The organism is Clostridium neonatale (assembly GCF_001458595.1).
In the GTDB taxonomy this organism is placed as follows: domain Bacteria; phylum Bacillota; class Clostridia; order Clostridiales; family Clostridiaceae; genus Clostridium; species Clostridium neonatale.
In genome coordinates this window covers 1-26,564 of sequence record NZ_LN890326.1, presented here as the reverse complement: position 1 = coordinate 26,564, position 26,564 = coordinate 1, and the positions used below count along the sequence as shown (strand labels likewise).

Here is a 26,564-nt window from a genome sequence, read left to right as displayed (position 1 = left end):
CATTTTGAGAGTTGATGGAAGAAAGAATGACCAAATTAGACATACAAAAATAATTAGAAATTATACTAAATATGCAGAAGGATCTGTTCTTATTGAGGTAGGAGATACAAAAGTACTATGTAATGTTTCAATTGAAGAGAAGGTTCCACCATTTTTAAAAGGTAAGGGTGAGGGATGGATTGCAGCGGAATATAATATGCTACCTAGATCCACAGAAGTTAGAAAAATAAGAGATATCGCTAGATTAAAAATAGATGGAAGAACTATGGAGATACAGAGATTAATAGGAAGAGCATTAAGAGCAGTAGTTGATTTAAAAGCTCTTGGAGAAAAAACTTTGTGGATAGATTGCGATGTTATTCAAGCTGATGGTGGAACTAGAACAACATCTATTTCAGGAGCATTTATAGCACTTGTTGATGCTGTTAATAAGATGCATAAGTCTAAGCCTTTTAAAGTGTATCCAATCAGAAACTTTGTAGCTGCAACTAGTGTTGGAATATTAAATAATGAGAAGCTGCTAGATTTATGCTATGTAGAAGATTCGGAAGCAAAAGTTGATATGAATGTAGTAATGACAGATGAAGGGGAATTCATAGAAGTTCAAGGGACTGGTGAAGAAGCTCCTTATACAAGAACAGAGCTAAATGAATTAATAGATCTTGCGGAAAAGGGAATAAAGCAAATGATTCAAGCCCAAAAGGATGCGCTTAAGATGGATGCGCTTTGGATAGGAACTGGAGGAAGCAATTAATGAAAAAATTAATATTAGCAAGCAATAATGCAAAAAAGGTAAAAGAAATTAAAGAAATATTAGAAGGACTACCTATAGAAGTAAAGTCTTTAAAAGATGAAGGAATTGATATTGATGTAGTTGAAGATGGGAAGACTTTTGAAGAAAATGCTAAGAAAAAAGCTAAAGAAATATATGAGTTTTTATTATCTAAAGGGAAAAAAGATTTTATAGTTCTGGCAGATGATTCAGGTTTAGAAGTTGATTATTTAAATGGAGAGCCAGGAATATATTCAGCAAGATATTCCGGTGAACACGGAAATGATGATAAAAATAATGAAAAATTATTAGAAAACTTAGAAGGTGTTCCTAAAGAAAAAAGAGGAGCTCAGTTTGTGTGTCAGCTATCTCTATTTACTGATAAAGGAGAATATTATACTGTTAGGGGTGAAGTGCGAGGATTTATAATTGAAAGTATACAGGGAAAAGGTGGATTTGGATATGACCCACTATTTTTCTATGAACCTTTCAATAAGACCTTTGGAGAGCTTGAAGCTGAAGAAAAAAATAAAATAAGTCATAGAGGTATTGCTCTTATTAAATTAAAAGATACTTTAATTGATTTAATATAATTTGAAATTTGATTATATATAACTAGTTTGTAGGAGGAGATATATGTGCTAATAGCTGTTGTAAGTGATACACATAGAAGTGATGCGTATGTTAAATCTGTTAAGATGTTAATAAAAGATGCTGATATACTTATTCATCTTGGTGATAACGTAGAGGATGCAGAAGAGTTAGAAAGAGAATTTAAAGGCGATGTTTACATAGTTGCAGGGAATTGTGATTTCTCTAGAAAATATCCAAAGGATAGACTTATAGATGTTGAAGGTAAGAAAATATTTATGACACATGGAGACCTTTATGGGGTTAAAATGGGGCTAAATAATATATATTATAAAGGGAGAGAAATAGGAGCAGATATTGTCTTGTTTGGACATACACATCAAGCTGTGATAGAAAGAACAGATGAACTTATTCTTATGAATCCTGGTAGTACATCGTTACCAAGACTATCAAAAAGAAGTGTTGGATTTATAAACATAAATAATGGAGAGATAGAAGTCTATTTAAAAGAAATTGAATAGCAATAAATAGAGTGTATTATGTACAGAGAAATGTATGTGTAGTGTAATTACATAAAATATATAGTATAAGATATGAAAAAAGAGGTTATTATACTAGTTGATTGTTATTTAGATAATAAGAAGTATAGTATAATAATCTCAAAATTTATGTATATGTATTTAGAGTGTTATAAACTATGAATAAATAATTTATTAAGCATATTTAAAATATAAAAAGAAGCATTTTAATAAATTTATTTAAAAAAGGTATTGACGAATTGAACGTGATATTGTAGAATAATCATTGTCGCTGAACGGTATGTAAAAAAACAGCGGGGTGTGGCGCAGATGGGAGCGCGCGTGGTTTGGGACCATGAGGTCGCAGGTTCGATCCCTGTCACCCCGACCAATAATCATAATAAATGATTAAAGTTCAGTATGCGGGTATCGTATATCGGTAATACTCCAGCCTTCCAAGCTGGCAAGGTGGGTTCGATTCCCACTACCCGCTCCAATAAAGATTTTATCAAATGAATTTGAAAAAAATCTTGACAAATATCTATTAAGATATTAAAATAGAATACGTTCTGGTGGAAGTAAAGTTGACAAAAATCAGAATATGTTCTATAATTATTAGAGTCTGAATATGCGTTTTTAGCTCAGCTGGATAGAGCAACGCCCTTCTAAGGCGTGGGTCAGGGGTTCGAATCCCTTAAAACGCACCATTGATGGTGAACGTAGTTCAGTTGGTAGAGCGCCAGTTTGTGGCACTGGTTGTCGTGGGTTCGAGTCCCATCGTTCACCCCATAAAATTGGGATGTCGCCAAGCGGTAAGGCAATGGACTTTGACTCCATTATGCGTAGGTTCGAATCCTGCCATCCCAGCCATTTTACGGTTCACTAGCTCAGTCGGTAGAGCACATGACTTTTAATCATGGTGTCCCGGGTTCGATTCCCGGGTGAGCCACCAATATATGCAGATGTGGCGGAATTGGCAGACGCACTAGACTTAGGATCTAGCGCCTACGGCGTGGGGGTTCGACTCCCTTCATCTGCACCAAATAATGCGTGAGTGACTCAATGGTAGAGTGCCACCTTGCCAAGGTGGAAGTTGCGGGTTCGAGTCCCGTCTCGCGCTCCATTTTTAAACAAAATTATGGACAATGCAATATGCGGGTATCGTATATCGGTAATACTCCAGCCTTCCAAGCTGGCAAGGTGGGTTCGATTCCCACTACCCGCTCCATACAAACGATTAAGTTTGTAAAATATGCGTTTTTAGCTCAGCTGGATAGAGCAACGCCCTTCTAAGGCGTGGGTCAGGGGTTCGAATCCCTTAAAACGCACCATTGATGGTGAACGTAGTTCAGTTGGTAGAGCGCCAGTTTGTGGCACTGGTTGTCGTGGGTTCGAGTCCCATCGTTCACCCCATAAAATTGGGATGTCGCCAAGCGGTAAGGCAATGGACTTTGACTCCATTATGCGTAGGTTCGAATCCTGCCATCCCAGCCATTTTACGGTTCACTAGCTCAGTCGGTAGAGCACATGACTTTTAATCATGGTGTCCCGGGTTCGATTCCCGGGTGAGCCACCAATATATGCAGATGTGGCGGAATTGGCAGACGCACTAGACTTAGGATCTAGCGCCTACGGCGTGGGGGTTCGACTCCCTTCATCTGCACCAAGTTGCGTGAGTGACTCAATGGTAGAGTGCCACCTTGCCAAGGTGGAAGTTGCGGGTTCGAGTCCCGTCTCGCGCTCCACTAATTAAAAATTATGTACAATAATATGCGGGTATCGTATATCGGTAATACTCCAGCCTTCCAAGCTGGCAAGGTGGGTTCGATTCCCACTACCCGCTCCAAAAAACAACTGAAATCAGTTGTTTTTATTTTTATATAAAAACAGAAGAAAATATTAAGATATGCACCTATAGCTCAGTTGGATAGAGCGTTGGACTTCGAATCCAAGCGTCGCAGGTTCAAATCCTGTTAGGTGTACCAAAGGCTAGAAATACCGGGGATTTACGCAATGTAGATCTTCGGTATTTTATTTTACTACAACCCTTACTACAACCATTAGAATTTAATAGAGAATAAAAAAAGTTTGGTTTGACAGAAGCCACAAGTATAGCAAAAAAACCTAACTTTTCTAACCAACCTAATGTGACGCCAGTAATGTTGAGGACTCAGACATGATTAACATTTTTAAAATAAAAAAATAGAAGGTTAAAAAAATTAACCTTGCTATTAAAATATATTATTTATGGCTTCAAGAGCTTTATTTTTTTGAGATTCCATAACCCAAGTATAAATATTTAGGGTTGTAGTAATATCTTTATGACCTAATAAATCAGATACAACTTTAGGCTGAACATTATTTTCGAATAATCTTGTAGCATAAGTATGTCTTAAACTATGAAATTTTATTGGATTAAGACCTGCTTTAACTAAAGATTTTTTGAATCTTCTATTTAGATTTGAAGGATCAATATAAGTACCTAATTCAGTAGGGAAAACTATATTATTATCAGTGTACATATCTCCTATGAAATTCTTAAATTCATTCTGCTTTTTCTGATGTAATGCGAGTTCAGATAAAATATTATCTGGAATAGGCACAATACGATTTGACTTTTCTGTTTTTGGAGTATCCTGTACAATTATAGTCCACTTATCATCTATTTTTACACATTTAATATTTTTATTAACATTAACCATGCCATCTGTAATATCATCCCATGTTAGAGCTAATATTTCACCTAGACGTAATCCTGTACCTAATGCAAACATATAAATTAATCTATCTGAATTGTCTGTAGCAGTTAGATAATCTATGAATTTTTGCTGATCTTCTAAGCTTAAAACAGTTTTGTAATTATTGGTCTTAACTATCTTTGGAAGTTTAACTGTTCCAGATATACTCAAATCTCTTATATTTAAACCGCTGATATAAACAAAGTGCAAGAATGGTTTTATAATATTATGTATTATTTTTATAGTATTAGCAGAAACATTTTCATTTTCTAAAGAGTTATAAAATTTCTGTAGATCAATTGCTTTTAATGATTTTATTTTTTTATTTTTTAAGTTTGAATTTCTAATATAAAGATTATAAACACCTTCATATCTGTTTTGTGTAGAAATTTTTTTATTTTTCAAATGAGTGTTATAAAACCAATCATAAAATAATGAGCCAAAAGTATTAGTGTTTGAAATATCAACGCCATTATATAAATCATTATGTATTTTATCTAATTTCTTTTTTAATTCTGCTGCACTTCTTGCACAAACATGTTTTCTATTACGTTTTCCATTTGATTTACGAGGAAGTTCTACTACTTCGTAAAAGTATTCAACTCCATCAATCAATCTCTTCTTGTACGTTGTTCTTGCCATTTAGATTACCTCATTTATTTTTAGCATCATCTTCTACTATTTCCAAGTCTGGTTTCAATACACTTGCATAATCTTCAGAGTTTTCAACAAAGCTCATAGCAGTCTGTATTAGATTATCAATAGAAGACATAAGTACATTAAACTTGCTAGGTGTAAATTCAACATAATCAATCATTATTATTGCTTCTTCTGGATAAGTAGCCGAAAAAAATTCAACTTTATATCCAAGTGCTGCAAAAAAGTTTTGAGCTGCAATCCATTTATTATATCTAATATCAAAATCAATATAATCAGCTTGATATCCAAAAGGATTATCTATGTTTTCTCCAGTATATATATAGTTTATTGTTAGTCCTAAAATAGGACATAACTTAAATAGAATATCATGAGGAAATGAACGTTTAGCATTTTCATAATTAGTGTATGCAGCAGTTGAGACATTAAGTATATTCGCAATTTCTTTTTGAGTAAATCCATTTTCAATACGCCCTTTTTTTATTCTCGCTGCAATTTTATGCTCAAGCTCTGAAAGTCCTATGTTTTTATTACTATCATTCAAGATAATAACCTCCTTTAGATAAGATAATACTATATTAGCATATAAACAAACAAAATGATACATTTTTTATTGACAATATTTCAAAACGATATTATTATAATAACAAAATGAAATAAAAAATTTATATATATTTCATTTCGAAACTACAAAAGAGGAGATAAAAATGGAAAAGAATATTTTAAACATTAAAGAAGTACAGAAGTTATTAGGAATAGGGAGGTGCTCAACATTAGAACTATTTCATAATGTTAAATTTCCAAGTTTTAAACTAGCAAACAAATGGTTTGTGAAATATGAAGACTTAATGAGTTATTTAGATACTTTAAAAGATGGAGAAGCCGTTTAATGAGGTATGAAGAAATAATTGGAAGGTTTAATGTTGTTAGAAATAATAATGATAAATGTATGTGCAGATGTCCAGCTCATAATGATAGGATAGCGAGTTTATCAATAACATATAACAGAGCTGATAAGAAAACGCTTATGAAGTGTGGTGCAGGATGTGAGACTAATGATGTTTTAGAATGTGTAGGGTTAAGCATATCAGATTTATTTGATGAAACATTAGAAGAAAAAGAAAAATTTAATTATAAAGATGGGTTTAAAAGCTATAATGATATAATTAGGTATTTAAAAGAGAATCCAATTGGGACAGATGAAATATCAAATATTTATAAATTTAAGGATGAAAATGGAAAGATTGTTTATCTGAAAATAAGAACTAAAGAAAAGAAGTTTCTGCATGTAAGATTAATTGAAAATAATTTAGTATGGGGACTTAAAGGTGGAGAATATTATGAAACTTTTGAAGGCTCAAATATATTTTCATCAAATATAAAAAATACTAAAAAAATACTGTGTAAAGAGCAGAATAAAGTTTTATATAATCTTGATTATGTAATTAAAGGAATAAGAGAAGATAAAACAATTTATATAGTTGAGGGAGAAAAGGATGCAGATAATTTAATAAAAAATGATTTAATAGCAACTACAACATCAACAGGTGGTGGAGCTGGTAAAGATAAATGGAATGATGGCTATAGTCAGTATTTTAAAGGTGCAAAAGTAGTTATTTTGCCAGACAACGATAAAAGTGGGATTGAATTTGCTAAACAAGTTGAGGAATCCATTTTAAATTATTGCTATAGAGTAAAAACATTAATTATAAGTGATAAAGAAAAAGGTGATATATCAGATTGGTTTGAAGAAGGGAATCATGTAGCACAATTATTTGAGAAATTAAAAGAAGTATCACCTAAATATGCAAAATGGTATAACGTGAGTAAGAATGGAAAAGTAACACTTAATAGAAACAGACTTACACATCATCTATCATTGCAATGGGATTATCTAGTTGCAAGTAATGGAGTAATGAATGGTATATTTCATATGTATAAGGATGGTGCTTATATACCAATATATAGATTAGAACCATATATAAAGCCGTATATATACATAGATAATCAATCCCCGGATGCTGTAAGGAGTATTGCTGATGGTCTTAGGCAAATTCAATCAGTAGAGTTTGATGTACTTCATGGGGATGAGAGTATTATTAATTTAAAGAATGGATTATATGATTTAAAAAATAATATTTTAAAACCACATAGTAAAGAGTATGTGTCAAGTGTTCAACTGAAATGTAATTATAATGAGAATCCCTATAATGCAGGTAAATGGGATAAGTATATTAAAGACCTTACACAAGGAAATGAAGAAAGTATATTATTTTTACAAGAAGTTGCAGGAGCTATATTGTCTAATATTAAGGGTTTTAGATTAAAATCTATTATAGGATTACAGGGCAAAGGTGACTCTGGGAAAACTCAATTTTTTAATATAATCGGAAAGATTTTGGGTAATGATTTAGTCGGAACAGCATCATTGCAGAAATTATCAAACTCACAGTTTATAGGCAGCTCTATATATGGTAAGAGAATAGTTTTTGATGGAGATTTACCATCTGATCCATTATCAAATGTAGATGTAATAAAAAAGTTATCTGGTGGAGATATTATTTCAATTGAATTTAAAGGGGTTGATAGTTTTAATTATAGATTTCCAGGCATCATAGTATTTGCTTGTAATGATATGCCCTATTTGGGAAATGACAAGGGAGAACATTTTTATAATAGATTTAATATATTGCAATGTAATAACGTAATATCTAAGAGTGAACAAAATCCATTTTTAGCTGATGAAATATTCGAAGAAGAGAGTGAATATGTATTTAAATGGGCTTTAGAAGGACTTAGAAGAGTGATAGCTAATGGATATAAGTTTACAGAAACAAAGGTTATATCGAATTTAAGGGAAAATATAAAGAATGAGCAGGATAGCGTAAGAGCATTTATAACAAATAATTTTGAAATTACTAATAATCATGATGATAAAATTATACTTTCTGCTTTATTTAATCAATACGATGTATTCTGCATGGAAGAAGGATATAACGCTTGTAAAAGAAAATCATTTAGAAGTAAGCTTGAAGTATTTTATAATTTAAAAATAACAAAACCACAAAATAAAGAAACGATTCATGGAATTATGATTAAATAAAAAAATAGCGTTTCGCAAGGAAACACTATAAGTCACAATTAGTAGTTTAAATGATTAAGACATATGATGTCAAGAAAAATTATAATAAATAACAAAAGATAAGAGGAGAAAAGTAATATGGAGATTGAACAATGTGTATTAGATAGAATAAATGTTGTAGAAGGAGAAAAAATAACAGAAAACCTTCCGATACTATATGAATTTTTCTTAGATCAAGGATATAGATGGATTAGAAAACAGATTAATTATTTATATAGTAGTGAAGATATTCTGGAACTGATAAAGTATATTATAGATGCAGATATAAGCAATCTAGATTTGAAATATTGTATGTATATGCTTGGAATTGAGGGTGACATTCTTCAAGATGGCACTGCATATTATCCAATAAAAAAGGAATGGTACTATAAAATTAAACAATGGGCTGATGAAATAAAAGATAGAAGCAGAGCAGAGGAAAAATATAAAAGAATGAAAGAACAGATATGTGCAGGCACGCTTAATTACAGATTTATTTAAAAAGTATTAGAAGTTAATATATCTGAATCATTATTAAAGCATCATTAAGATACAAACTTAATGGAATGCTTGGTGATGGTTCAGATTTTTTTGCTTATTTAATAGAGCTAGTGGGGGAAATATATTTTTTTTGAATTGTGTTCATAGAACATAAGGAGCAGTAGTAATTATATTTTTTCCCTAAATGGGTTTTTTAGATAACTTGAAAATAATATTTGTTTTTGTAATTTATGTAAAAACAATGTAATATATAAGTATATAATAAAGTATTAGAAGGTGAGAATATATGATTGATACTACATTCCAGATAGAGTTAATAAATAATGTTGAGCCTATTCAAGATCCTAATGTTTTTACAATAGTGATTCCACCAATGGAACGAGTTAAAAGTTTTTCACCAGATCAATTTGAAGAATTTATATTAGAATGGGTTATTTCATGTGCTAAGACTAAATATAAAGATGTTTATAGAATTGGTGGAGCAGGAGATATGGGGAGAGATGTTATAGGAGAATATAGAAATGGAGAATATGATTATTATCAGTGTAAAAGATATGATGGAAAACTAAATCCAAGTGAATATTGGGTGGAATTTGGAAAGTTATGTTATTATACATATAATAAAGATATACCAATGCCTAAAAAATATTATATTATAGCATCACAAGGTTTAGGACCTAAAATGCTAAAATTAATAAAAGATGAAAAACAAATTAGAAAGGGTTTAATTGATTCTTGGAACACTAAATGTAAGAAAAAAATAAGTAAAAAAAAATCTATAGAATTAGATTCTCAATTACTTAATTACATAAATAAATTTGATTTTAAAATTGTAGATACTTGTTCAATTAATAAGATAATAGAGCAACATAGACAAACTGATTATTTCTATTTTAGATTTGGTGGAGTTAATAAACCTAATAGAACTTATAAAATTGAAGTACCAGAAGATATTAATAGTAGAGAATTTCTATATGTTAAAAAAATATTTAAAGCATATTCTGAAAATAAGGGTGAAGATGTTAATATTAATAATTTGAATAGATATTCTGATTTGAATGCAGATTTTATTAGACAAAGGAGATGCTTTTATAGTGCTGAGTCGTTAAAACATTGCATTAGGGAAATTTTCACTAAAGAAGATGAGTTTAATAAATTGAAAGATGAAATGTATTCTGGAATAATTGATTTTATTGAAGAATATTTTGAAGATGGGTATGTAAGATTAAAAAAGACAATGCATGAATCAACAAGGGTAAATTTATCAGTTAGTGTTGTTGATAGGGATTTGCACTTTGTAAATAATGACGATAAAAAAGGATTATGTCATGAAATAGCTAATGATGATGCAACTGAAAATATAATAGATTGGAGCATTGATTAGTTATGAAAAATGAAAATTTAATTTTTAATACGATATCAGAAATTGGATTAAGGATAATGTTTATATTAGATGAGTTAAAACCTGAAAAAGTTGATTTGGATAGATTAAATTATTTTGATTACTTAATGTTATATATGAATGATGGAGAAATGCAGATGAATAGCCTTCATCCAGAGTATCCAATGATGTTAGTAGAATTGTTTGCAAAAAAAGAGTTGTTAAAAAGGTCTTTACTGTATATAGGAAGTAAGAGCTTAATTACAATTGAATGTTCAGCTAATGGAATAAATTATAGTGGAAATATTAATACAAATTGGTTTTTAGATAGCTTAGTAGATGAGGAGTATTCACAAGAACTGATAAAAAGAGCTAAAATTATAAAAGAAAAATTTAATGTTTATAAAAATTCAGAATTAAAAGAATTAATAGAAACAAGAACTAAAAATAAAGAAAAGAAATTTGAATATTTATTCCCATATAAAGAGGGGGAACTATAAATGAGTGGATTTTATATAAAAGAATTAACTATTAAAGGCAACTCAGTTAGTGATGCTACAGTTATATTTACAAAAGGATTAAATGTAATAAATGGACCATCCAATACAGGGAAGTCCTTTATTTTACAATGCATAAATTATGTTTTGGGGGCTGAATCATTAAAAAATATTAAGCAAATTAATGGTTATGAGAAAATTTTTTTAGAAATAAGAGATTTTGATAATGATGAAGCAATAACATTAATAAGAATGATAAAAGAAAAAAATATATATTTTTATTTAGGTACAATTAATGAATTTAATGAAAAAAATATAGAGGAGTTAAAGCAAAAGCATGATCCTTATAAAGAAGATAATATTTCTAAGTTTTTGCTAAAAAGAATAGGGATAGATACGAATAAGTTTCTTGTATGTAATGAAAAGGGACAAAAGAAAACTCTGGGATTTAGAGGATTGGCCAATTTATCTTTAATAAGTGAAACTGAAATTATATCAGAAGTAAATTCGCCTGTCTTTAACGGGGAAAAAGTTAATAATACATATTATAAGTGTCTTTTTAGGTATTTATTAACTCAAAAAGATGATATAAAATGTGAAGAAATAGAAGATAAGAAAATTAGAGCTGTTAAGCTAGATGCAAAAATAGAATATGTAAATCAAGAAATTGAAGATTTAGAAATAAATAAAAAGGACATTGAAGGAAAATTAAATGAATTGGCTGAATTTAAAAACATTAATGAGTATGAGCAAGAGGTAAAAACATTAGAGATTATTATTAAAGCAAAACAAAAAGAACTAAAGGAAAAGATAAAAAAACAAGACGAATTAAATAGTAAAAAAAATAGAGTAGCATTATTATTAGATAAATTTGAGTTATTAAAAAATCAGTATGAAAGTGATTTGAAAAGGTTGAATTTTATACAAAGTGGGAATCAATGTTTGAATCAAATAAAGATAAATTATTGTCCAATATGTAATAGTAAAGTAAATTTTAATACAGAGGATATAGAAGATGTCAGTCTTGCATGTAGTAAAGAAAGTAGTAAGACTAAAAAGAATTTAATTGATTTAAAGGAAACGATTGAATCATTAATTCTTGAAAAAAGATCATTAGATGAAAAAATTAATATATATGACAATGACGTGACTAATCTTTCTGATAATATTGCATCCATCTTGAATAATAAATTGAATCCATTAAAAAAAATAATAAGAGATACAATTATGATTTCAAATCTAAAAGATAGAAAATTACAAATAGAAGAAAAAATTATAAATAAGAAAAAAGATATTATAGTTTTTAGTGAAAATAAGAAAGAAAAACAGCCTAAATTAAATTATGAATTAAATGCTAGTGATGAGGTATATAGAAAGTTCTGTACAAGTATAAAAAATACATTAATAGATTGGAAATATACTAGTGTAAATGAAGTGAAATTCGATACTAAGAAACAGGACATTATTGTTGATGGTGAAGAACGACTAAGCAATGGAAAGGGATATAGGGCATATTTCTATGCTGCTTTTGTTGTAACATTAATGGATTATTTATTAGAAAAAAATTATCCATATACTAGAGTCTTGGTTTTAGATTCACCTCTTACCACCTTAAAAGAAGAAGAGATAAACAAAGGTAATATTGAAGAAGGGGATATGATTGAAGAATCTCTGCAAGATTCAATGTTTATATCATTAGCAAAGAATTGTAAAAATAAACAAGTTATAATAATTGAAAATAAAGAAATCCCTGAAGAAGTAGAAGGCAAATGTAATCATATAGTATTTACTAAAGATAAAAATTATGGACGATATGGATTTATTCCAATAATACAATAAATAGCATAGTAATATGATTATTGGAATATTAATGTTTTAAAATATTAGTTAAAGCAAAAGAAAAGAATACTCCCATCAAATAGCATTCTTTTTAATAACCTTTAATATAAAGAATAAAGTAAGTTAGTAAGGGGTTAGATATTAGTGTATCTAAAATCTTATTTTAATTATTTTAGAATTTTATTGTTTATATGCAAATAAATAGATACTATATGTAAAATATGGTGTTATAAGTTAAATGATATGAAAGGATGCTTGATATATGAATAATAATTTTGTACAAACTATTAATAATAAGAAGATAGTAAAAGTTGTATTTGATTCAAATGAAAAGGGGATAATTACAAGAAACTGCATACCTTTTGATTTTGGTCCTAGTAGAAGGTATAGAGATGGGAAAGATAGATATCATTTTTATGATTTAGATAGTCCTCCAGGTAATTATAATTTATCTATTTTACCATCACAAATCTTAAGTATTGATATTATGGAAGAAGGTTTCGATCCAGCTCAATGCGTTACTTGGACTCCTATTAAATGGCTTTTAGCAAGAGATTGGGGTTTATATTCATAAGCAATATAATAATTTTTTAATTGAATCAACTAAGAAAAGGAATACCAATAGTTGTAGATATGATTGTTGGTATTTTGATTTTTGCATAGTCAAAGTAAAGATAGAGAAAACATATAATGAATTATCTTTCAATGGTTTTATAACTTTTAAGAATTGACACCGATAAAATCATAACGTATAATCAAGCTATACACTGGTGTCTAAACTTAGTGTCATAAATTAGGCTTAAAAAGATAGAAATTGATTGGAGATATTAACAAATGATATATGGATATTGTAGAGTAAGTTCAAAAGGACAATTAGATAATAATTCATTCGAACAGCAGGAAACAGAAATTTTAAATAAATATGAAAATGCAATAATAATTAAGGAACAGTTTACAGGTACTACAACTGATAGACCAAAATTCAATGAATTAATTGATTCATTACAGGAAAATGATATTTTAGTTGTAAGTAAATTAGATAGATTAGCACGTAATACGGTTGAAGGAATAGACATAGTAGAGAAACTATTTAAAAAGGGAGTATCAGTTCATGTTCTTAATGTTGGATTATTAGAAAATACAACAATGGGGAGATTCTTTTTAACTACCTTGCTTGCAGTTGCTGAAATGGAAAGAAATATGATTATAGAGCGTACTCAAAATGGTAAGGCAATAGCAAAAACAAAGCCTGGCTTCAAAGAGGGAAGACCTCCAAAATATACTCAAAAACAGCTAGATAATGCACTTTCAATGCTGAGTGTAAATGGTGGAGAAAAATCATATAACGAAGTTGCTGAATTATTGGGGATTAGTAAAAGTACATTGATTAGAGAAAACAATAAGCGTAAATGAACATAAGAAGATGGTGTGAAATAGCCATCTTTTTCTATAGAAAAACAAAGGTATAAATGGTATAATTTTCATAAGAATATATTGGGAGTGGGGGTAAAACTATGTATCCTAATACTAAAGTAATAGATGAAGATGAAAAAGGTAAACATAAATATATAACATATGAGTTAGAATATTCAGAAGAAAATAAAGAATTCTTAAATTATATACTACCAGTACTTAAAGAAGAGTACGGATTTGGAATTAGCCTTGAGGAAAAATTGGATAAAACACCTAGAACAGATATTATAAAGAAGTTTTTAGCAGAAAATAATGTTCCAAATCCAGAAAAACATAAAATGCCTAATAGACCATGGTTAAGTAATGCTCGTAGTAAGATTTCAGAATGTTTAGCAAAAGATATGTTAAAAAAAATAGATAATGTAAAATTTACATCTAAAATAGTTTTTGAAGAAGAAGATCCCGATATGCCTAAAAGAGGTCTTGATAATTTTGGATTTATATTCAACGAAGAAGATGGAAAATGTTTATTGAGTGGGATAGTAAGTTGTGAAGTTAAGGCTTCAGATTCTAAAAAAAGTCCACCAGAGGTAGTTGACTATAAAGAAGATAGTATGTTTAATTCTTTAAAGAGCATATCTAATATTGATGATAGATTAAAAAAAGCAATAGCAAAAGCATTAACTAAATTGACCGAAAGTGAATATTTTGAGCTGATTGCAAATTTAGTGTGCGATTTACAATTAAGCGATAACTTAGATTCTATTAAGAATAAGATGGTAGTTGTACCATTCTTATTACGAAAAAGTGAATATTATACAACAAATGATTATGGAAAATTCAAAACACATGAATATGAATTTGGTCAAACAACAATTAAATATTATATAGTTAATTTAAATTATGAAATAAATGAATTTGCAGAAGAAATATATACTAAATTAAGGGAGGGGTAGTATGAATGGTGAAATAGAAAGTAAAATAAAGAATTTATTAGAATTAAATAAAACTAAAGAATTAACTACCCGTTGGACGGAAAATGATATAAATTTAAAATTAAATAGTATTGAAGTAAATAATGATAAAGTAACTGAACATTCTGAATTAATAGCATATATGTATCAAGGTGCTGGGTTGAAAATAAATGACAAGTCTAAAGAATTATTTAGTAAAAGTTATGATGTTTGGAAAGTGATTTGGTATTCAGCAAAAGAAACTGATATAAATAAAACTATAAAGAAATTATTTTATTTAGTAAGTACAGGAGTATTATGTGATTCATTAGCAGAAGTAAGAATGATACTTATTGAAATAAATTTAAATGATTATTATAAGAATTTAGATAAAAAAGTATGGGATATTTATTTGGAAAATACAATATATTTAATTTTATTAGTTTTAATTAGAAAAGCTAATGGATGGGAAGATATAAAGTTTATTGAAAGTATTTTGTCAGAATTTAAAAAAGATCAGGAGCAATATGAAGAAGATTATCTAAAGAGTATTAATGAAAGTAATAGATATAGTTGCATATGTTGGTTAGCTGCACTTTTAAATATATTAGGCGCGATTGAAGAATATAAAAAATATTTGTTAGAAGGGAAACCAGATGATATTGAAAAAGTTATTATTAGATATTGTAAAGAATCATACGAATTAATTGATGAAACTAATAAAAGCGAGAAAAAGTTTTTGTTTATTCTAATAGAAAAAGTGCTTATTAAGATGGTTACTTATTCAGTTTGGTCGAGTATAAATGGCATATCAGAAAAAATAGATAATTATATTAAATTATTAACAATGAGAGACACAAGTAAGCCTATTTTTGAATTATGGCCATCACAACAGCAAGCCATCAGTAAAAATCTTTTTGATAATACTAAAACATCTATAGTTGTTCAAATGCCAACAAGTGCAGGTAAGACAATGTTGGCAAAATTCTATATATTACAAACTTTTAATTTATATACAAAGCCTAAAGTTGCATATATTGTTCCAACAAGAGCTTTAGTTAATCAAATTAAAAAGGATTTAAAAAATGATTTTAATAGATTAGGGATAAAGGTTGAAATTTCAATACCATACAGTGATATAGAAGATATGGAGGATGAATTATTATTACAAGATACTGATATAATAGTAACTACTCCAGAAAAATTAGATATATTACTTAAAGTAAAACATCCTATAGTGGAAAATTTAAAATTAGTTATTGTAGATGAGGCTCATGGATTGCAGGATGAAAGTAGAGGAGCTAAGCTTGAATTATTATTAGCAATGTTGAGAAAAAACAATAGAAATTTAAGAGTATTGATGTTAAGTCCATTTATAGAGAATGCTTTAGAGATATCACAATGGCTGGGTGGCAGTAGAGGACTTGAGATTCATGTTGATTGGAAGCCATCTCAACAATTTACAGGAATATATGAACTAAAGACAATTAAGAAAGGCAAACATGTAGGAGAAATTACGTATATTCCATCAAGTTTAAATACTATGTATTCATCAGAATTTAAGATTCATGTACATGAGTGTAGTAATAAAGGGATTGGTAAAGGAGAAAAGGCTGTAAAGGTTGCTGAATTATATAGAAAACTTGGAGGAGTACTTATTTTATGCAGAACCAAAAAAGATGCAGAAAGTGCAGCAAGAGAGTGTAGTGAAATAAGCTGTGAATTAAGTAAAGAAAAACTTTTACAATTAGATATTTTATTAAATTTAATAGAAGTTGAAATGGGGAATGATTGTTTATTATATCAATGTATAAAAAAGGGGATAGCGTATCATCACTCGTCATTACCATTAATTATAAGAGAGGAAATTGAAGAAGCAATTTCAAAACAACTTATAACTATAGTATCTGCAACAACAACTTTAGCACAAGGTATGAATTTTCCTATATCTACTGTTATATTTCAATCAATGAATGTTCCTTTAAGGGGAAATATGACTTCAGCAGAATTTTGGAATATTGCAGGAAGGGCTGGAAGAGCATTAGTTGATAAAGAAGGTCATATTATATCAATATCTGATAATGATAAAGATAAGGATTTATTTAAAAACTATCTTGCTATAAAAAATAAAGAAGTATTATCATCGTTAATATCTATGCTTAAATATATTCCGGAAGATGAAATAAATGGAAAATGGATAAGAGAATATAGTACATTATCAGCTTTGTTACAGTATATATATCATATAATATTAGTTGATCCTAACATAGAAATAGAAGATTTACTTAGAGGAAGTTTAGTTTATTATCAACTACGGGAAGTAGAACATGATGATTTGGCTGAAAAATTGATAAGATTGACTAAAAATTATATCTATACAATAGATAAAGATTTAAAATCAAAGAAGTTAATGGAATCAATAGATAAGACTGGATTGAGTAGTGTTAGTATGCATATGTTATTAGCTAAATTAAATAAAAGAGGTATAGAAATAGATAGCAGTACGATTTTTGAAAAAGATAATACAACTTTAAGAGAATTAATAGAAATAGTAAATAGTATTCCAGAAATTAATTTGGGTATATTTGATAGAGGTAATTTTAGTTCAGAACTTGTAGCTCAAATGACAAAGCAGTGGGTAGAAGGAAAAAGTATTAGGGAGATAGCAGAAGGTAATTTGGAATCAGAGAAGGATACAGAAGAAAGATTAAATATATGTGGAAATTATATCTATAGTAGACTTATAAATAATTTACCTTGGGGAATCTCTGCAATACAAAGAATCAATGGAATATTGAAGAAATCTGAAGATATGGATACTATAATACCTTCATATATATATTTTGGCGTAAAAACTAAAGAAGCGGTAGCATTAAGTATGTTAGGAGTTCCTAGATTTGCGGCTAATATAATAGGCGAGTATTGGATAAAAAATGATAAGTCAATTAATATGACAAAATTAGAAAGCGTTAAAACATGGTTAAATAACGTAAATGAAGAACAGTGGGTTAAATGTTTTAATGATAAAGAAAAAGGTAAATTAGCATATAATATATGGATGAAGCAAAAGTAAAAGAATTCAAAAATTCCATTTGGGCAAAATAAATAATTCCAACTTCGGCTTATGTTCTATGGGGTACTACCTAGAAAAAACATCTCTCCCTCATAGCTGTATAAATAAATCAAGAATAAATAACAAAGGTTAATTTATTCTACAGAATTTAACCTAAGAAATAAATATCTAACCAAAAAAGAATGGTTATACCACAAGCATTCAATCCTATTAGGTTAAGAAGGTTAATACTTTTTCAGAATAGTAGACATATATAAATGAAGAAAAAGCTATAAAATAATCAAAGAAATAGTGCCATCAAGTGCTACTACAACCATCACTACAACCAATAGGAAGGAAAAAGCTATAAATACAAAAGAGAAGAATGTACAGTAAGCCAAGTAGAATAGCCATATAAGGATATAATAAGCAAATAGATAGATAGGCAAAGTTTGAATCCAAGCGTCGCAAGTTCGAATCTTGTTAGGTGTACCAAAACGTAGAAATACCGAGGCTTTACAAAAAGTAGAGTCTCGGTATTTTTTTATACTACAGCCAATAGACTTTGTTAAGGTATAAAGAACTTAGTTTAAAAGAATCCAATAGTAGCAGGAACAAGTAACTATAGAGCTATCTAAAAATTAACAAATTAAATATTATATCTAAATCATTTATCAAGAAAAATTACATTGATTTATGGTTTAGATTTTTTGTATTTAACTATATGTAGTATAGGTGGGGGAAGATGTATTTTTTTAGGGGAGGATATCATAGAACATAAGGCGTGAAAGAAATTATATAAAATGCTGAAATGGAGTTTTTATATATAGAATTTATAAATATCTTATTTAGACAATTTAAAGATAGTGTCTAAATATAGGCTGTAGAAAAATATTGTAAATTGCTTTTATTTATTTAGATTCTTATAATGAAATTAAGTTAGACATATGTATAATAATTTACAATAGAAATGGAGAAAACATATGAGAATTGCAATAGTTACAGGAGCATCTTCAGGCTTAGGGCTAGAATTTATTAAAACACTTATCAATAAATATAAAGATTTACAGGAAATATGGGTTATTGCAAGACGAAAAGAAAGATTAGTACAAATTGCAGATAAATATAAGGATGTAAATATAAGACCAGTGTCAATAGATTTAGGAAAAGATAAATCCTATACTGAATTGGAGCAGATTTTACAAAAAGAAAAGCCAGAGATACAGATATTGATTAATAACGCAGGGTATGAAAGAATAGGATATTTCAAGGATATGGATATGTCAGATATTATTTCAATTATCAATGTTAATATAAAAGGAATAACAGCAATAAACAGACTTTGTCTACCTTATATGAAAAAAGGAAGCTTTGGAATTATTACTGGTTCAATTTCTTGTTTTTCGCCAATACCAAATCAGGCCGTATATAGTGCAAGTAAAGAATATACTTATTATCTTGGAAAGGCTCTAAGAGAAGAACTGCAAAAAGAAGGTATTAATATATTGACTCTATGTCCAGGCAATATGGATACTGAAATGAATCCAAGGGGGAGTATAAAACATAGCCCCCAAATAAATATGCTTCCATTTTTGGATATGAAGGTAGTTACAGAAAGAGCATTGGAAAAAGCGGAGAAGGGAAAGGCTGTTTATACACCAGGAGGTTTTTATAAATTTTATAGAATATGTAGCAAGATAATACCTTCTGCATTTATGGTAAAGATAACAAAGAAATTTTTTTAGAAAGGTTAAGATATAGCAGTTATGAAATATGATTTAACTAAGAAGACAAATCGTTTTGCAGAGAGAACATTGAAGGATTTTTCGGAGACATTATTTTCTCTAGTAGAGAAGAAAAAATTTGAAGATATTACTGTAAATGAATTATGTAATGCATGTAATTATCCAAGAGCCACATTTTATAACTACTTTCAAGATATATATGATTTGCTTGATTACTGCTGGGAGAATATGAGCAAGGAAATTAAAATTCAGGATTATAAGAGTATTACACCAGAGGAGCGTACACAAGTATTATTTGAGAGATTATATACCTTTTTTGAAAAGAAAAAAGATACTGTAGATCGTATCATGTCTAATAATGAAATAGATGGAGCAATGGCAGAATCTTTAAAACGCTTTATGCTTTTAAAAATAAAAGAAATAGTATCTTCTTGTGAGAATATTAATAACCAGAGCGTTCCATTTGAATTGATAGTTATGCATTATAGCAATACCTTGCAAATGATTTTAGAATTTTGTTTTTTAAGGAAAGATTTAATTTCCAAAGAAGAAGCGCAAATAAGTATTGACTACCTATTAGTATCATTAGAAAAGAAAGGAAAGTTGTTATGATTTTATATTTTTCCGCAACAGGAAATTCTAAATATGTCGCAGAGAGAATTGCAAAAGTAACAAATGAGGAGTGTGTGTCTATCTTAGATGTGATAAAGGATGATAAATATTATTTATCAATAAAGGCAAATGAAACTGTGGGGATTGTTTCGCCAACATATGCTTGGGGGTGTCCTTCTGTAATTATTGATTTTTTAAAGAATGTTTCTCTTACAGAAAATAAGAAATGCTATATGTACTATATAGCAACTTATGGAACAACACCAGGCAATAATGGTTACTTTGCTAATAAAAATCTATTTAAAAGTATAGGAAGAGAATTTGATGCTTATTTTAGTGTGAAAATGCCAGATACATGGACTCCTATATTTAATTTATCTAATAAAGAAAAAGTATCAGAAATAAATAGAAAGGCTGAGCCACAGATAGATGAAATAATTGCAAATATACAAAATAAATCTTCTGGTGATTTTATGAAAAATAAGATTCCAAGATTTACAGCACCTTTCTATAAGCCATACTATGACAATATGAGAAAAACTAAAAATTTCACTGTAGAAGATAGCTGTATTGGATGTAGATTGTGCGAAAAAAAATGTCCTGTCAATGCTATTGAAATTAAAGATGGAAAACCGGTTTGGGTGAAGGATAAATGCGTAATGTGCCTTGGCTGTCTGCATCGCTGTCCTAAGTTTGCAATTCAGTATGGAAAAAATACGAAAAAGCATGGACAATATAAGAATCCCAATACAAAAGTGTAAGAAAAATATCATAATAATTTTATATTTTTAGAAACTGTAGATTTTAAATGTGTATCATATAAGATGACAAATCAATATTGTACGTTTGATAAATAATTAGTAGTATTTTTTAACTAGTTTAAGGAAGTGATACCATATCAAGAGCACCAAAACCAATTGTTCTGCAATCATCAAAGATGAACAAATTTAAATAAAAAAAGATTAATCTATAAGACTTAAGATTGTATTATTTGTAATAATATCTGGAGTCTTATTTTATTATAAAACAAATCATCGAACTAAAGTTTCATAACTTTTAAAATATGAAGTTTTAGAAAAAATTAAATCAATTTATTAATTTAAATAGAAATAGCATATTTAATTGGGAGTAAAAGTGCATATAAAATAAAAAAATAAAAAAATATGAAAAAAGCTTTGACAAAAAAGAATAAATAAGATACAATAACATTCGTTGTGAGGAACAAATCTTACAAATAAGAAAAATATTAAATATGCGTTTTTAGCTCAGCTGGATAGAGCAACGCCCTTCTAAGGCGTGGGTCAGGGGTTCGAATCCCTTAAAACGCACCATTGATGGTGAACGTAGTTCAGTTGGTAGAGCGCCAGTTTGTGGCACTGGTTGTCGTGGGTTCGAGTCCCATCGTTCACCCCATAAAATTGGGATGTCGCCAAGCGGTAAGGCAATGGACTTTGACTCCATTATGCGTAGGTTCGAATCCTGCCATCCCAGCCATTATTTTAATAAATAAACAACACTTGTAAAGTTTAATGATTTCAAGTGCGAGGAAACAAATGATTTATGAAATGAGCAGTATGTTTATACGCGAATGAATAAATTATGCAGTTGACGAAGTAATTGAGAGCAGTAAACGAACAAAATTTGGTTCACTAGCTCAGTCGGTAGAGCACATGACTTTTAATCATGGTGTCCCGGGTTCGATTCCCGGGTGAGCCACCAAATAATGCGTGAGTGACTCAATGGTAGAGTGCCACCTTGCCAAGGTGGAAGTTGCGGGTTCGAGTCCCGTCTCGCGCTCCATTAAAAATTACATACAATAAATATGCGGGTATCGTATATCGGTAATACTCCAGCCTTCCAAGCTGGCAAGGTGGGTTCGATTCCCACTACCCGCTCCAAAGAACAGTTCTTTCTTGAACTGTTCTTTTTTTATATTCAAATATATTATATGCTTATTTTTGAATTTAATAGAAAATCGGATTAGTAAAATATCTATATAGCATATTTTACTAAAATAAACTAGCAGAATTTATGTATTTTATTAGAGTAAAAATTGAATAATAGTTATAGATTATTTTATTAAGAAACTGAGGAGGAAGTTAGTATGTTTAAAAAATTTAGATTTATAGTTATGGTTTTATTATTAATTCTTTCTCCTAATGTTTTATTTGCACCAAACTTTAAATTATATAGAAACACTGTAGCATACGCAGATGAACAAAATAAATCAAATGAAGTTAGATTAGAAGATGATTTTTATGAAGCTATAAATAAAGAATGGATTTCTAAGAATAAACTTGGAGATGGGTGTGTCAGCTACGGTACATTTCAGGAGGTCTCAAACAAAGTTACATGTGATGTAAAAGAAATTATTAGAGATATAAAAGAAAATATAGATAAGTATGATCCAAATAGTGATGAGATAAGAATAATAACATTATATGATAACTATTTTAATATGAATATGAGAAATGATTTGGGAATAAAACCTATAGAAAAATATATTAATAGAATCGATAATATAAAAACGGAAAATGATTTAAGAAAAATCATTAGAGATAAAGATTTTTCATACTTTCAATTTCTAGTTAATTTAGGCGTTGGAACAGACTGTAAAGATAGTAATAAAAATATACTATATATAGGAAATAGTAAAATAGGTCTAGGAAATTCGCATTATTATAAAAGCGATGATATTAAATATAGCTATATAGATTATATAACTAAGTTAAATGTTTTATCTGGATTAGATAAAATGACTGCATTTAATAATGCAAAAATATTTTATGAAATTGAAAAAAAGATAGCTAATGAAATTCCTACTAAGGAAGAAGAAGCCTTAGAAGAAGATAGAATTGAAAAAAGTTATAATGTATATACATTAAAGCAATTAAATGAGGAGTATCCTAATCTGGAATTTAATAAATTACTTAAAGAATATAAAGTAAATAAAGCAAAGAAAATTATAGTGGAGAATCCTAAAAATTTAAAATCAGTAAACAATCTGGTTAAAGAAGAAAGTCTAGATAATATGAAAATATACTTTAGAACAAGTATATTGTTAAGAACTGATAATTCATTAACAGAAGATTTCAGAAAAGCAAGCTCAGACTTAAAGAGAACCTTGTATGGAGTTGGAGTCGTAGATTTAAATGAAAATAATGCAGTTAGATTTACTATGTGTCAATTAGAAGATGTAGTAAGTAGATTATACATTGATAAGAAATTTGATTATGAATGTAAAAAAGATGTTGAACATATGACAAAAGAAATTATACAAAATTTTGAAAAGAGACTAGAAAAAAATACTTGGATGAGTGATACTACTAAAAAAGAAGCTATAAAAAAATTGAAAAATATGCATGTGAAGATAGGATATCCTGATGAATGGGATGACTATTCAGAATTAAAATTAAAATCATATAGCAATAATGGAAATTTGGTTGATAATCTAATCTCTATATATAATTTTGAACTTAATAAAGAATTTTCTAAAATTAATAAAAATGTTGATAAGGAAGAATGGAACATGGGAGCATGCGTAGTTAATGCTTATTATAATCCAGTTAATAATGAAATTGTATTTCCAGCTGGAATATTGCAAGCGCCATTTTATGATAAATATGCAAGCAAAGAAAAAAATCTTGGAGGAATAGGTGCTGTAATAGGACACGAATTAACACATGCATTTGATAATATTGGTTCACGATTTGATGAAAGTGGAAAACTAAAAAATTGGTGGTCTGAAAAAGATTATGAAGAATTTTCAAAAAGAAGCAAAGATGTAATGAGGTATTACTCTAATATATATTTTGAAAATGGAAAACATGTTAATGGCGAATTGACAGTAGGAGAAAATATAAGTGATTTAGGCGGAATGGCATGTGTATTAGATATAGCTAATAATCTTGAAAATCCAGATTATAGACAATTATTTGAAAATTATGCAAAGATATGGAGAGAAACATCTACAGAAGAAATGAAAGAATTTTTATTAAATAATGACTGTCATGCTCCTAAAAAAATAAGAGTTAATGAAGTTTTATCTCAATTTGAGGAATTTTATAAAACTTATAATATAAAAGAAGGAGATAAAATGTATGTTAAACTGCAAGATAGAATAGGTATATGGTAAAAAATGAGGAAGATTGATGAAAACTTATCCTAGTGTATCAATATATGAATAGTAGAGAAAATAAGAGAAAATAATAGTATTATAGAAATAAATTCGTATAGATATGAGATTTGTTATTTTGTAGAATATAAGTTGTGATAGAATATTTTTTGTCATCGCGAGAGACAATTGTTAAAATACTTAGAAATTTGAAAAAAAGTGTTGACAAGAAGTTATAGTGATGGTAAGATGAAAAAGTCGCTTGAGGGCGATGAGATGATCTTTGAAAATTGAACAGAATATAATAAACAACACGAAGTTTAGTGGAGTTTAGCACGAGGAAGCAAAATATTTATGAAATGAATAGTACTGTGTACATGAATGAACAAATATTGTAGCTGACGAAGTGATAAAATTCAATAAACAAGTGAATTAGTAAACCAGCAATTCTTTTATGAGTAAGAGCAAAGATTGNGATTTACTGGGCGTAAAGGGAGCGTAGGCGGATGTTTAAGTGGGATGTGAAATACTCGGGCTCAACTTGAGTGCTGCATTCCAAACTGGATATCTAGAGTGCAGGAGAGGAAAGGAGAATTCCTAGTGTAGCGGTGAAATGCGTAGAGATTAGGAAGAATACCAGTGGCGAAGGCGCCTTTCTGGACTGTAACTGACGCTGAGGCTCGAAAGCGTGGGGAGCAAACAGGATTAGATACCCTGGTAGTCCACGCCGTAAACGATGAATACTAGGTGTAGGGGTTGTCATGACCTCTGTGCCGCCGCTAACGCATTAAGTATTCCGCCTGGGGAGTACGGTCGCAAGATTAAAACTCAAAGGAATTGACGGGGGCCCGCACAAGCAGCGGAGCATGTGGTTTAATTCGAAGCAACGCGAAGAACCTTACCTAGACTTGACATCTCCTGAATTACTCTGTAATGGAGGAAGCTCTTCGGAGCAGGAAGACAGGTGGTGCATGGTTGTCGTCAGCTCGTGTCGTGAGATGTTGGGTTAAGTCCCGCAACGAGCGCAACCCTTATTGTTAGTTGCTACCATTTAGTTGAGCACTCTAGCGAGACTGCCCGGGTTAACCGGGAGGAAGGTGGGGATGACGTCAAATCATCATGCCCCTTATGTCTAGGGCTACACACGTGCTACAATGGCCGGTACAGTAAGATGCAATACCGTGAGGTGGAGCAAAACTCAAAAACCGGTCTCAGTTCGGATTGTAGGCTGAAACTCGCCTACATGAAGCTGGAGTTGCTAGTAATCGCGAATCAGAATGTCGCGGTGAATACGTTCCCGGGCCTTGTACACACCGCCCGTCACACCATGAGAGTTGGCAATACCCAAAGTTCGTGAGCTAACGCGTAAGCGAGGCAGCGACCTAAGGTAGGGTCAGCGATTGGGGTGAAGTCGTAACAAGGTAGCCGTAGGAGAACCTGCGGCTGGATCACCTCCTTTCTATGGAGAAATCTAATTAGCAAGATGTCTAATTAGTAAGTACATGAAAATGTACTATAATATACAACTTACTCGAATTGTTACTAAATATTATAGATCTGTTCAATTTTGAGGGATTACCTCAATAAGGGCTTATAGCTCAGCTGGTTAGAGCGCACGCCTGATAAGCGTGAGGTCGATGGTTCGAGTCCATTTAAGCCCACCAGTTGTTCTTTGAAAATTGCATATAATTAATGTATATAAAATACAACAAGCCAAGATAATATATTCTTTGTGAATAGACTAATCATAAAACAAGTGAAAAATAATGTTAGGTATATTAAGGTTTTACCAAAATATATAAAATTATAAACACTTGTGAAGTTTAGTAAGGCTTAGTACGAGGAAGCAAATAATTTATGAAATGAGTAGTAGTTTACGTACGCGAATGAGTAAATTATGCAGCTGACGAAGTAATAAGACTTAATAAACGAACAAAAGGTCAAGCTACAAAGGGCGCATGGTGAATGCCTTGGCATCAGGAGCCGATGAAGGACGTGATAAGCTGCGATAAGCTTCGGGTAGGCGCACATAGCCAGAGATCCGGAGATCTCCGAATGAG

General features: G+C 29.8%; 19 protein-coding genes, 24 tRNA genes and 2 rRNA genes. 43 read left to right on the top strand and 2 right to left on the bottom strand.

Annotated features, from left to right (window positions below; translation table 11 throughout):
• The first annotated feature begins 4 nt into the window (after positions 1–4).
• The 20 genes from rph to BN2920_RS02010 all read left to right on the top strand — a co-directional run bounded on the left by rph (position 5) and on the right by BN2920_RS02010 (position 3,866).
• Positions 5–754, top strand: coding sequence for a ribonuclease PH (rph, locus tag BN2920_RS02105; RefSeq protein WP_058293390.1), 750 nt, complete (start codon positions 5–7; stop codon positions 752–754).
• Positions 754–1,365, top strand: coding sequence for an XTP/dITP diphosphatase (locus tag BN2920_RS02100; RefSeq protein WP_058293389.1), 612 nt, complete (start codon positions 754–756; stop codon positions 1,363–1,365). Before rph ends, BN2920_RS02100 begins: the two co-directional genes overlap by 1 nt.
• A 45-nt stretch (positions 1,366–1,410) precedes the next feature.
• Complete coding sequence (locus BN2920_RS02095; RefSeq protein ID WP_058293388.1) at positions 1,411–1,884, top strand: metallophosphoesterase; 474 nt, start codon at positions 1,411–1,413, stop codon at positions 1,882–1,884.
• Between the two features lie 312 nt (positions 1,885–2,196).
• Positions 2,197–2,272, top strand: a tRNA-Pro gene (locus tag BN2920_RS02090).
• A gap of 31 nt (positions 2,273–2,303) precedes the next feature.
• Positions 2,304–2,377: transfer RNA gene (locus tag BN2920_RS02085), tRNA-Gly, on the top strand.
• 134 nt (positions 2,378–2,511) lie between these two features.
• Positions 2,512–2,588: transfer RNA gene (locus BN2920_RS02080), tRNA-Arg, on the top strand.
• A gap of 6 nt (positions 2,589–2,594) precedes the next feature.
• Positions 2,595–2,670 (top strand) — tRNA-His (locus BN2920_RS02075).
• A gap of 6 nt (positions 2,671–2,676) precedes the next feature.
• Positions 2,677–2,751, top strand: a tRNA-Gln gene (locus BN2920_RS02070).
• 6 nt (positions 2,752–2,757) lie between these two features.
• Positions 2,758–2,833, top strand: a tRNA-Lys gene (locus BN2920_RS02065).
• Between the two features lie 6 nt (positions 2,834–2,839).
• Positions 2,840–2,923: transfer RNA gene (locus BN2920_RS02060), tRNA-Leu, on the top strand.
• 6 nt (positions 2,924–2,929) lie between these two features.
• Positions 2,930–3,004, top strand: a tRNA-Gly gene (locus tag BN2920_RS02055).
• 31 nt (positions 3,005–3,035) lie between these two features.
• Positions 3,036–3,109, top strand: a tRNA-Gly gene (locus BN2920_RS02050).
• A 26-nt stretch (positions 3,110–3,135) separates the two neighbouring features.
• A tRNA-Arg gene (locus BN2920_RS02045) sits at positions 3,136–3,212 on the top strand.
• A 6-nt stretch (positions 3,213–3,218) separates the two neighbouring features.
• Positions 3,219–3,294: transfer RNA gene (locus BN2920_RS02040), tRNA-His, on the top strand.
• A gap of 6 nt (positions 3,295–3,300) precedes the next feature.
• Positions 3,301–3,375 (top strand) — tRNA-Gln (locus tag BN2920_RS02035).
• Between the two features lie 6 nt (positions 3,376–3,381).
• A tRNA-Lys gene (locus BN2920_RS02030) sits at positions 3,382–3,457 on the top strand.
• 6 nt (positions 3,458–3,463) lie between these two features.
• A tRNA-Leu gene (locus BN2920_RS02025) sits at positions 3,464–3,547 on the top strand.
• Between the two features lie 4 nt (positions 3,548–3,551).
• A tRNA-Gly gene (locus tag BN2920_RS02020) sits at positions 3,552–3,626 on the top strand.
• Between the two features lie 27 nt (positions 3,627–3,653).
• Positions 3,654–3,727, top strand: a tRNA-Gly gene (locus BN2920_RS02015).
• Positions 3,728–3,789: 62 nt separating this feature from the next.
• Positions 3,790–3,866, top strand: a tRNA-Arg gene (locus BN2920_RS02010).
• 246 nt (positions 3,867–4,112) lie between these two features.
• Here BN2920_RS02010 and BN2920_RS02005 read toward each other — a convergent pair.
• Both BN2920_RS02005 and BN2920_RS02000 read right to left on the bottom strand, forming a co-directional pair.
• Entirely contained in the window at positions 4,113–5,261 is a 1,149-nt protein-coding gene (locus tag BN2920_RS02005; protein ID WP_058293387.1) for a tyrosine-type recombinase/integrase, read from the bottom strand.
• A gap of 10 nt (positions 5,262–5,271) precedes the next feature.
• Positions 5,272–5,820 (bottom strand): helix-turn-helix domain-containing protein, encoded by a 549-nt coding sequence (locus BN2920_RS02000; RefSeq protein WP_058293386.1) that lies wholly within the window; start codon positions 5,818–5,820, stop codon positions 5,272–5,274.
• A gap of 163 nt (positions 5,821–5,983) precedes the next feature.
• On the opposite strand from BN2920_RS02000, the gene BN2920_RS01995 reads away from it, so the two are divergent.
• From BN2920_RS01995 to BN2920_RS01890, 23 genes are all read left to right on the top strand, one after another.
• Positions 5,984–6,166, top strand: coding sequence for a helix-turn-helix domain-containing protein (locus tag BN2920_RS01995; RefSeq protein WP_058293385.1), 183 nt, complete (start codon positions 5,984–5,986; stop codon positions 6,164–6,166).
• Positions 6,166–8,379 carry a DNA primase family protein gene (locus BN2920_RS01990; RefSeq protein ID WP_058293384.1) on the top strand — a complete coding sequence of 738 codons (2,214 nt, stop codon included), beginning with the start codon at positions 6,166–6,168 and terminating at the stop codon, positions 8,377–8,379. Before BN2920_RS01995 ends, BN2920_RS01990 begins: the two co-directional genes overlap by 1 nt.
• A 117-nt stretch (positions 8,380–8,496) precedes the next feature.
• On the top strand, positions 8,497–8,898 hold the full coding sequence (locus BN2920_RS01985) for a hypothetical protein (RefSeq protein WP_058293383.1): 402 nt from the start codon (positions 8,497–8,499) through the stop codon (positions 8,896–8,898).
• Positions 8,899–9,184: 286 nt separating this feature from the next.
• A complete protein-coding gene (locus BN2920_RS01980; protein ID WP_058293382.1) occupies positions 9,185–10,282 on the top strand; it encodes an ABC-three component system protein in 1,098 nt (365 codons plus the stop codon).
• 2 nt (positions 10,283–10,284) lie between these two features.
• Positions 10,285–10,779 (top strand): ABC-three component system middle component 2, encoded by a 495-nt coding sequence (locus BN2920_RS01975; protein ID WP_058293381.1) that lies wholly within the window; start codon positions 10,285–10,287, stop codon positions 10,777–10,779.
• The gene (locus BN2920_RS01970) at positions 10,780–12,615 is read left to right on the top strand and encodes an OLD family protein (RefSeq protein WP_058293380.1); all 1,836 of its coding nucleotides are present in this window, start codon (positions 10,780–10,782) and stop codon (positions 12,613–12,615) included.
• 262 nt (positions 12,616–12,877) lie between these two features.
• Positions 12,878–13,189 carry a hypothetical protein gene (locus BN2920_RS01965; RefSeq protein ID WP_058293379.1) on the top strand — a complete coding sequence of 104 codons (312 nt, stop codon included), beginning with the start codon at positions 12,878–12,880 and terminating at the stop codon, positions 13,187–13,189.
• Between the two features lie 260 nt (positions 13,190–13,449).
• Positions 13,450–14,028, top strand: coding sequence for a recombinase family protein (locus tag BN2920_RS01960; protein ID WP_058293378.1), 579 nt, complete (start codon positions 13,450–13,452; stop codon positions 14,026–14,028).
• 101 nt (positions 14,029–14,129) lie between these two features.
• Complete coding sequence (locus tag BN2920_RS01955; protein ID WP_058293377.1) at positions 14,130–14,984, top strand: hypothetical protein; 855 nt, start codon at positions 14,130–14,132, stop codon at positions 14,982–14,984.
• 1 nt (position 14,985) lies between these two features.
• Positions 14,986–18,054, top strand: a complete 3,069-nt coding sequence (locus BN2920_RS01950; protein WP_058293376.1) for a DEAD/DEAH box helicase — start codon at positions 14,986–14,988, stop codon at positions 18,052–18,054.
• A 962-nt stretch (positions 18,055–19,016) separates the two neighbouring features.
• The gene (locus BN2920_RS01945; protein ID WP_058293375.1) at positions 19,017–19,778 is read left to right on the top strand and encodes an SDR family NAD(P)-dependent oxidoreductase; all 762 of its coding nucleotides are present in this window, start codon (positions 19,017–19,019) and stop codon (positions 19,776–19,778) included.
• A gap of 21 nt (positions 19,779–19,799) precedes the next feature.
• Positions 19,800–20,390, top strand: a complete 591-nt coding sequence (locus BN2920_RS01940; protein WP_058293374.1) for a TetR/AcrR family transcriptional regulator — start codon at positions 19,800–19,802, stop codon at positions 20,388–20,390.
• The gene (locus tag BN2920_RS01935) at positions 20,387–21,151 is read left to right on the top strand and encodes an EFR1 family ferrodoxin (protein WP_058293373.1); all 765 of its coding nucleotides are present in this window, start codon (positions 20,387–20,389) and stop codon (positions 21,149–21,151) included. The genes BN2920_RS01940 and BN2920_RS01935 overlap by 4 nt, the downstream gene beginning before the upstream one ends.
• Before the next feature lie 493 nt (positions 21,152–21,644).
• Positions 21,645–21,721 (top strand) — tRNA-Arg (locus tag BN2920_RS01930).
• A 6-nt stretch (positions 21,722–21,727) separates the two neighbouring features.
• Positions 21,728–21,803: transfer RNA gene (locus tag BN2920_RS01925), tRNA-His, on the top strand.
• 6 nt (positions 21,804–21,809) lie between these two features.
• Positions 21,810–21,884 (top strand) — tRNA-Gln (locus BN2920_RS01920).
• Positions 21,885–22,033: 149 nt separating this feature from the next.
• Positions 22,034–22,109 (top strand) — tRNA-Lys (locus BN2920_RS01915).
• Positions 22,110–22,115: 6 nt separating this feature from the next.
• Positions 22,116–22,190, top strand: a tRNA-Gly gene (locus tag BN2920_RS01910).
• Between the two features lie 24 nt (positions 22,191–22,214).
• Positions 22,215–22,288, top strand: a tRNA-Gly gene (locus BN2920_RS01905).
• Positions 22,289–22,494: 206 nt separating this feature from the next.
• The gene (locus BN2920_RS01900; RefSeq protein WP_058293372.1) at positions 22,495–24,525 is read left to right on the top strand and encodes a M13-type metalloendopeptidase; all 2,031 of its coding nucleotides are present in this window, start codon (positions 22,495–22,497) and stop codon (positions 24,523–24,525) included.
• A 429-nt stretch (positions 24,526–24,954) separates the two neighbouring features.
• Positions 24,955–25,963: ribosomal RNA gene (locus BN2920_RS21615) — 16S ribosomal RNA — on the top strand.
• Positions 25,964–26,091: 128 nt separating this feature from the next.
• Positions 26,092–26,168, top strand: a tRNA-Ile gene (locus BN2920_RS01895).
• A gap of 274 nt (positions 26,169–26,442) precedes the next feature.
• Positions 26,443–26,564 (top strand): 23S ribosomal RNA (locus tag BN2920_RS01890); the annotation flags it as partial.